This is a genomic window from Roseateles sp. GW823-FHT07B05, from assembly GCF_058794515.1.
The window spans coordinates 1-1,609 of sequence record NZ_JBXAGX010000036.1 but is presented as its reverse complement, the minus strand read 5'-3'; the positions used below and the strand labels follow the sequence as shown (position 1 = coordinate 1,609).

Below are 1,609 nucleotides of genomic sequence, written 5' to 3'. Positions count from 1 at the left end.
GCCCCTTCGGCGTCCAGCAGCTGTTCGATCAGCTGCTCGGGTTCCAGCGCCGCGTGGCGGCAATGCGCTACCAGCTCGGGCCAGTTGGACGCCATGCCGTGCAGCTTGAGCGCCTTCAGCCGTGTGACGATCTCCGTGCTCATGGGCGGACCTCCTGCTTGTTGCGCAGCGCGTCGTAGCGCTGCACGTCGGCGCGGGGTTCTTCCTTCAGCGCCGGTGTGGGTTGTGTCAGTTCACGGATGGCAGTGGCGCCGTCCTTCAACCGCGCCAGCACGTTGAGCACGTGCTCGGCGCTGGGCCGTCCGGCCTCGAGCGCGATCTCCGCGGCCACCAGCACCGCTTCGAGGCCATGCACCGGCACGGCCGCCAGCACCTGCGCCATGACGCGGTCGCCGCCCGCGTGGCGCAGCAGGTGCCGCTGCAGGGTCTGCAGCACCTCGGGCATGGCCTTGAACGGCGCGCCGTTGCGCAGCGCGCCTGGCTTGATCTGCACCAGCGGGATGTAGTGCTGCCAGTCGTAGAAGGTCAGGTCTCGCTCGAAGCTGCGGGTGTGGCGAGCGACCTCAATGCTGTCCGCTACCAGCACCAAGGCGTCGGGGTAGACGCGCAGACTGAGCACGGCGTTCACATGCCGCGTCGGCACGCTGTAGCGGTTGCGCTGGAAGTGCACCAGCGCCGTGGCGGAGACGCGAACAGGCCGCTCAACGTAGCCGTCGAAGGGCTTGGGGCACGGCATCAACCGCGCCTGCTCATCCTGCAGTACGTCGGCCACCGTCAGCGCCGGCCACTCGGGGTGGGCGGTCTCCGCCCAGCAGGCGCGGCAGCGCTCGCCCAGCCAGGCGTTGAGCGTGGCCAGGTCCGGCCAGCGCCGCTCGCTGGCTTCGCGCCAGACCTGGCGCCGGCGGTCCTGCACGTTCTTCTCGACGATGCCCTTCTCCCAACCGGAGGCCGGGTTGCAGAACTCGGGTTCGAACAGGTAGTGCGAGCACATGGCCTGGAAGCGCGCATTGACCGAGCGCTGCTTGCCGACACCAACCTTGTCGACGGCAGTCTTCATGTTGTCGTACACGCCGCGCTTGGGGATGCCGCCCAGCGCCTGGAAGGCCCGGGCATGGGCGTCGAACAGCATCTCGTGGCTCTGGCCCGGGTAGGCAGTGAGCCAGAAGGCCCGGCTGCTGGCGAGCTTGGTATGAGCGACCTCCAGCCGGCGGCGTAGGCCGCCGACGAAGACGTACTCGCAGCTCCAGTCGAACTGGAAGGCGTCGCCGAGCTCGAAGCTCATCGGCACGAACGCCGCACGGCGGGGTGCGGCGTCTTGCTCGGCCCGCCAGGCGCGCACCCAGCGGGTCACGCGGGCGTAGCTGCCGGCGTAGCCCAGTGCGCGTATCTGCTCGAACAGCATCTTGACCGTGCGCCGGTCACGCACCGGTCGGTGCTGGTCGGCCTTGAGCGCCGACGCCAGATGCTCGGCCCAGGCGTCCACCGCGCTGGCGGCTTCTCGCTTGGGGTACTTGGGTTCGGTCACGCCTTCTTGGCGCAACCACTGCCGAACGGTGTTCCGGGACAACCCGGTGCGTCGACTCACCTCGCGGATGGACAGTCCATCTCG

1 protein-coding gene is annotated in these 1,609 nt (G+C 69.0%); it reads right to left on the bottom strand.

Annotated elements, in window-relative coordinates; translation table 11 throughout:
• Window positions 1-139 precede the first annotated feature (139 nt).
• Window positions 140-1,609, bottom strand: a 1,470-nt coding sequence (gene istA / locus AC1Q7O_RS27530; protein ID WP_492662630.1) for an IS21 family transposase, incomplete at its 5' end; no start/stop codon positions are given.